Source organism: Corynebacterium sp. HMSC06C06 (genome assembly GCF_001807295.1).
Classification (GTDB): domain Bacteria; phylum Actinomycetota; class Actinomycetes; order Mycobacteriales; family Mycobacteriaceae; genus Corynebacterium; species Corynebacterium striatum.
The window spans coordinates 1-5792 of sequence record NZ_KV788501.1 but is presented as its reverse complement, the minus strand read 5'-3'; the positions used below and the strand labels follow the sequence as shown (position 1 = coordinate 5792).

Annotated in this window: 4 protein-coding genes and 1 pseudogene; 3 read left to right on the top strand and 2 right to left on the bottom strand. The window is 54.9% G+C overall.

Translation table 11 applies throughout. The annotated features are described in order from the left end of the window. Positions 1 to 36 precede the first annotated feature (36 nt). Positions 37 to 1617 (bottom strand): helicase-associated domain-containing protein, encoded by a 1581-nt coding sequence (locus tag HMPREF3153_RS08375; protein WP_016421371.1) that lies wholly within the window; start codon positions 1615 to 1617, stop codon positions 37 to 39. A 114-nt stretch (positions 1618 to 1731) separates the two neighbouring features. Between HMPREF3153_RS08375 and HMPREF3153_RS08370 the strand changes: the two genes are divergently transcribed. The 3 genes from HMPREF3153_RS08370 to pbp2m all read left to right on the top strand — a co-directional run bounded on the left by HMPREF3153_RS08370 (position 1732) and on the right by pbp2m (position 5314). Continuing rightward, positions 1732 to 2592, top strand: coding sequence for a LysR family transcriptional regulator (locus HMPREF3153_RS08370; RefSeq protein WP_012360809.1), 861 nt, complete (start codon positions 1732 to 1734; stop codon positions 2590 to 2592). Continuing rightward, on the top strand, positions 2589 to 3419 hold the full coding sequence (locus tag HMPREF3153_RS08365; RefSeq protein ID WP_070420567.1) for a serine hydrolase: 831 nt from the start codon (positions 2589 to 2591) through the stop codon (positions 3417 to 3419). The genes HMPREF3153_RS08370 and HMPREF3153_RS08365 overlap by 4 nt, the downstream gene beginning before the upstream one ends. A 113-nt stretch (positions 3420 to 3532) precedes the next feature. After that, the gene (pbp2m, locus tag HMPREF3153_RS08360) at positions 3533 to 5314 is read left to right on the top strand and encodes a penicillin-binding protein PBP2M (protein ID WP_070420566.1); all 1782 of its coding nucleotides are present in this window, start codon (positions 3533 to 3535) and stop codon (positions 5312 to 5314) included. Between the two features lie 66 nt (positions 5315 to 5380). On the opposite strand, the pseudogene HMPREF3153_RS08355 reads toward pbp2m, so the two are convergent. After that, positions 5381 to 5792, bottom strand: a pseudogene (locus tag HMPREF3153_RS08355) (IS256 family transposase); the annotation flags it as partial.

The following is a 5792-nucleotide window of genomic DNA, read 5'->3' as shown; positions in this document are numbered from 1 at the left end:
TCTACTCAAACGGAACAAAACCTGGGACACTTCACTCTAGCACGGCACGTCCACCGCAGCGATGCGGTGGGGTTGGATCGTGAGGCTCTCCCCGGTGGATTCGAGCACCGCGGAGATGGTGGAGGGGGTCATCATCACGATGGAGATCCAGTCATGGCTGGTGGCACCCGCATAGTCCACGTAGTGCAGGCGCACCTGTGTGCCCGCGGTATAGGCGCGGCGCAGCTCGGACATGATCTCCCGCGGCGAGCGGAAGGTCCGGGTGTCCGAGGCCTTCGTGCCGTCCGCCGGGTCCACGGCGATGGCCTGGTCGTGGGCGCGGCGAAAACCCTCCACGGCGCCGTCGATCTCCGAGGCGATCTCGGTGGAGTCCCCAGTGATGTCCATGATGTTGCGCTGGGGAGTATCCACGCGAGACGGGACACGAGCCGAGTGGGGTTCGGTGGCGGAGCCCTGCTGGAATGCCCTGGTGGCGTCGTCAATCAAATACCGCAGGGACTGGGGAACGGACGAGAGACCGCCGGGGGACATGCGATCCAGGAAGGCCTCGATGTCCTTCCATGGGGCGTCATAGCGCTTCGGCCCGATCAGGCTGAATACGTCGCCTTCGCGGCCGTCCTCGCGCACCAGGGTGGCGGTGAGCCCCAGACGGCGGCGAGACTGCAGGTCGGAGGTCATGCGGAACACCGGGGCAGGCAGCAGGTGAACCTCGTCGTAAATGATTAAGCCCCAGTCGCGGGAGTCGAACAGCTCCAGCGCCCGGTATTCGCCCTTCGACTTGCGCGTGACCACTTGGTAGGTGGCGATGGTCACGGGGCGGATCTCCTTCTTCTCTCCGGAGTATTCGCCGATTTCATCCTCCGTCAGGGAGGTGCGGCGCACTAGCTCGTCCTTCCACTGCCTGCCCGCGACGGTGTTCGTCACCAGGATCAGGGTGGTGGCCTTTGCCTTGGCCATCGAGGCCGCGCCGACCATCGTCTTGCCCGCACCACATGGCAGCACTACCACGCCCGAGCCGCCTTCCCAGAAGCTATCGGCCGCCATCTCCTGGTAGTCGCGCAGCTGCCATTCTTCGTGTTCCTGCGACAGCTCGATGGGGTGTGCCTCGCCGTCGACGTATCCCGCCAGGTCCTCTGCGGGCCAGCCGACCTTCAGCAGTTCCTGCTTGAGCCTGCCGCGCTCGGAAGGGTGCACAACGATCGAGTCCTCGTCGATCTCTGCGCCCAACATGGGCTTGATCTTTTTGTGACGCCGGATCTCCGTCAGCACAGCCCTGTCCGTCGTCTCTAGCACGAGCCCGTGCGCTGGGTGCTTGATGAGCTTCAGCCGCCCGTAGCGATCCATCGTGTCGGCAATGTCGATGAGCAGCGGCTGCGGGGCGGGGAACCGCGAGTAGGTTTCCAGCACGTCCATGATCTGCTCCGCGTCGTGCCCTGCCGCGCGGGCGTTCCACAGCGCCAGCGGGGTGATGCGGTAGGTGTGCACGTGCTCCGGCGCGCGCTCCAGCTCCGCGAACGGTGCCAGCGCGGTGCGCGCCTCCTGCGCCTGTTCGTGGTCGATTTCCAGCAGCACGGTCTTATCCGACTGCACAATGAGCGGTCCGTTTCCAATGCCCACGCTGTGTGTCACTTCCTTTTTGTTTATCGACGCCACCGCGACGGTGTTGCTCAAGCCAAAGACATCATTTTACGCTGCAGTGGTGCGAACTCGTGCTCCACTATGCTGAGACCCATGATTGCTCAGACGGGAAATCTGCGCCAATGGCAGTATTTCGTGGCTTTAGCGGAGACCGGTAGTTTTACAGCGGCGGCAGCGCGACTGGGAGTGAGTCAGCCGCCTGTCTCCAATGCCATTAAGCGCTTAGAAGCTGGTGTAGGTACACCGCTATTTATCCGAGGGGCGGGGGAAGTGAAACTAACCGAGGCAGGGTTGACCTTGCTTCCATATGCCCGGGTGATTAATCGCGATCTTCAGACTATGCATTCGATGATTGACGGTATCCGAAGTGGTGCGCAAAGCGGGTTTCGTTTGGCCATCAGTAGTGCGCTTCCAAGCGAGATAGGATCGCGTATTGCAGCAAAGGCACAGCAGCATGATGGAGTAGTTTTGTCGTCACTGCCTTCTGTTGAGATTCTTGCCCGTGTTGAAGAAGGCGCTATTCATGCGGGGCTTGTTCAAGCTCCGGTTCCCTTGGGTACTCACCGCAGTGCGAGGCAGTTTTCTCTGTCACGTGATCTAGTGGTGCCGCCGGGGTATTCAAGGTTGGATAAGACCTTGTCTCAATTGAATCTGCTGGTGGAGAACCTGAATGACAATTCAAGTGCAGCCAGTGGTTTGGCGAGAGAGCTATTTCGGTCGGGTGTGTCTTGCGAAATTAATGATTCAGAGGATGCTCTAGGTAGGGGCTTATTGATTGGAAGAGGGGAGGGGATGTCTTTGGTATTTCGCGGTTTTCACCAGTTTGACAATGCTATTGAGCTTCCTTCCCGTTTCGATTTTTCCGTGGATGTAGTGGTTCGCCGAGGTGGGATGGACAATGGCGCCGAGGCCATGGCGGTCGCCGAAAGAATTTGTCGAAGGATTAACCAATGACTGCACGGATGGAGATGGCCCTGGAAAACGTGTTGACGCGGTCGGGGTGTGAGGGATGGTGGTGTGCATCGCGACTGCACGATGGGGTGACTATCGGACGCAAACAAGACGAGAAAATTTCGGTGGCATCCTTATATAAAATCCGGCTCCTCCACCTCACTTTGGAAGCGATTCAACGAGGTGATCTGGATCCTCGTCTTCGTGTTGACGTTGCACCGTCCAAAGGAACTTACGAAGGGTATGGGTTCGCTGCCTTTGATGACGCAGTGAACGTGAGTCTCCGAGACTTAATGAAACAAGTCGCATCGGTGTCAGATAACGTGGCCGCCCACGAGATTTTGCGTCTACTGCCTGCGTGGGCTCGAGAAGCATTTCTTAAACGGTTTCCACCTCATTATGACTTGCAAGATCGGAATAGCTTAGTGACGGCGGAGAAACAATTGCGTCAATATGTTCAATCCCAAGGGGGGAGTAGTACAGATATAGTGTTTTCTGCAGTCTCTTCGTTGGCGGAAATAACTAATGACTTGGAACAGGTTTGGAAAGACGATAGTGCAGCGGTACGTCGATCTATGTGTGAACTCTTGGGGTTGCAGGTGTGGCGTCACCGTGTTCCTTCAGGCTTTCCTCCAAGCGGCGTTGATATCTATGGAAAAACGGGCACTGTAGGACTTCTCCATGGTGAAGCTTCGATTATCCAGGTTGAGGGCGAGGAGCCCATTGTGGTGTCCATCATGCTGAAACAGGTGGTGCCAGAACAAGCAATGAGTACTCACGATGGTGCTATTGGCGAAGTGGCTAGACTGCTCGTGGACGCTCTTCGTTAGAATTTCTGCCACTTGAATACACACTTCTACCATCGCCTATATGTGAATGAAATGAGACAATTGCATTATGTGATATTGGTGGCATCCAATGCGTCTCACTTAACGTCACTCCCATGATGACTAAGCACAATCGTTTCCGTCAGTCGGTGATTGCACTCTGTTCGCTCTCCGCAGTGATGTTGAGCAGCTGTTCAGCTCTACCGTGGGAATCAGACTCAGACGTATTTCTCAAAGCTTTCAACGCGGGAGATGACAGCAAGGCTGCACGGTATCTGGATCATCCAGACCCGGAGCGCGCCCTTCATGAATTTCGGCAGTCACTTCATGGTGTGAAGGTCAACATCGAAACATCTGATATTTCCAATGGAAAGAAGAATACTCATGTGACTTGGTCCAAAGATGGTGTGGAGTTGGAGAGCAATGGTCGGCTCGTCCTTAGTGGACAGGATGGTAAGCCTCAATGGTTGCCTTCGATCTTCGAAGCTCAGTTGAGCGATGATTCCGCACTCTTTTTTGCTGAAGATAAACAGTACGATCTTCCAATTAAAGATCGCTTGGGCAATGAATATATGACCTGGACGAAAGTTATTCAGGTACGAGGTCGCAAAGATATAGCCTCTAGAGCGCAGGAATTGGCCCAGATTTTTGCACCAGTGTCTCCCACAACGACTAAGGAGTGGATCGAGCAGACCTTGGGAGAGTCTCAGGATGAAGACACCGTGCTCCTCACTTTGAGGCAGGAAGAATTCCGGAAGATACAAGAGCAACTTAGGACCTTTGAGGGAATTTCCACTGTGGAGCAGGGGCGTCTCTTAAGCGTGTCCAAAACTCTTAACTCTCCGCTGGATGCTGAATTGAACAAATATTGGGAGTCAGTGCTCGATGCTAATTCAGGATGGTCGATACGCGCTGAGAGTTCACAAGGTATGACGACGGTAGCCTCTGAGCCGCCTCGCCGAGTTCAGCCAATCGCAACCACTCTGGATACCACACTGCAAAGCGCAGCAAAACAAGCAGTGGACAGTGAGCAACGTGCCGCAGTTCTAGTCGTGCTCAATCCTAGAACAGGAGGTGTCCTTGCCGTTGCACAAAATGACAAGGCAAATAACCAAGGGCCAATCGCACTCACCGGGCTATTCCCACCGGGATCGACGTTCAAAACTGTGACCACAGCGGCGGCACTAGAGGCAGGGGCAGTCAGCATGGATGAGGAACTACCTTGTCCTAGCAATATCACCGTCGCTGGACGCAAGATTCCCAACGATCATGACTTCGATCTAGGTAGCGTTCGACTGGAAGAAGCTTTCGCCCAATCATGTAACACAACCCAAGCGGTCATTTCGGATCGTTTGGGAGAAGATGATCTGCAACGGACTGCTTTAGAACTCGGAATTGGCTCCGACTTCGACGTACCAGGGATGACCACACTTACTGGTTCGGTGCCGCGGACACCGGCTGGACCTCCTCGTGTGGAGGCTTCTATTGGACAGGGCGAGGTTCTAGCTAGTCCATTTGGGATTGCGCTCATGCAATCGACTGTCGCTAACGGCGGCTTGCTTGTTCCTCCACAGCTCATTCAAGGCGAACAGACAGTAGTGAATAAACAGGCAGACCAGCATGTCAGCGATACAACTATTCAAAGCCTCCGGACGATGATGAAATCAACAATTGACCACGGTTCAGCTAGGTCGTTGAGTGATCTTAGTGCACTTGGCGGAAAGACTGGTACAGCAGAAATTGATGGCAAGCTTTCCAATGGCTGGTTCGCTGGAACGACAGGGGAATTGGCGATTGCGTCCCTTGTAATCGAAGGAGATTCTTCTCAGCCAGCTGTGGAAATGGCCGGGCGTTTCCTTCGCTCGCCGGATGTTCAGAAATTCTCTGGAATTCAATAAACTTGCGTCATAACCTCTAGCACGGGTTAAGTAAAGAAAAGTGTGTCTTTTCCGGGCGTGTTGCGGTTATTTGATCCAGCCTTTTTGGATGCCGAGGTTGTGTTGGTAGCTGGTGTCGATGGCGGTGTCGTATTCTGCTGGTGCACCGATGTCATTGGTAGTGGCTGTGGTGTTGTGGGTGATCAGGTCTGTTGCTGTGGAAAGTGCGTCTTGACCCCATCGTTGGTCCCTGGCGATCTTGACCGGATCGTCAGGGACTTCTGTATGTAGATACAGCCACCAATCCATCACTGTGCGTTGATGCAGTAGTGATAGTCCGCGGTGTCTGCGGGCTAGTTCTTTTATGGGGGCGTTGATGCCACCTTCGAGGCTGTTTGTTGTTGCTGCAAGGTTGTCGGGGTCGATGGTTGTTGGTGGGGGTTGCAGGTAGGTAAACAGCAGGTCTGAAGTGTCCCAGGTTTTGTTCCGTTTGAGTAGA

Bases quoted from the DNA above. Each gene is read 5' to 3' on its own strand.
- HMPREF3153_RS08370 (WP_012360809.1), top strand. From the start codon at position 1,732: ATGATTGCTCAGACGGGAAATCTGCGCCAATGGCAGTATTTCGTGGCT.
- HMPREF3153_RS08365 (WP_070420567.1), top strand. From the start codon at position 2,589: ATGACTGCACGGATGGAGATGGCCCTGGAAAACGTGTTGACGCGGTCG.
- pbp2m (WP_070420566.1), top strand. From the start codon at position 3,533: ATGATGACTAAGCACAATCGTTTCCGTCAGTCGGTGATTGCACTCTGT.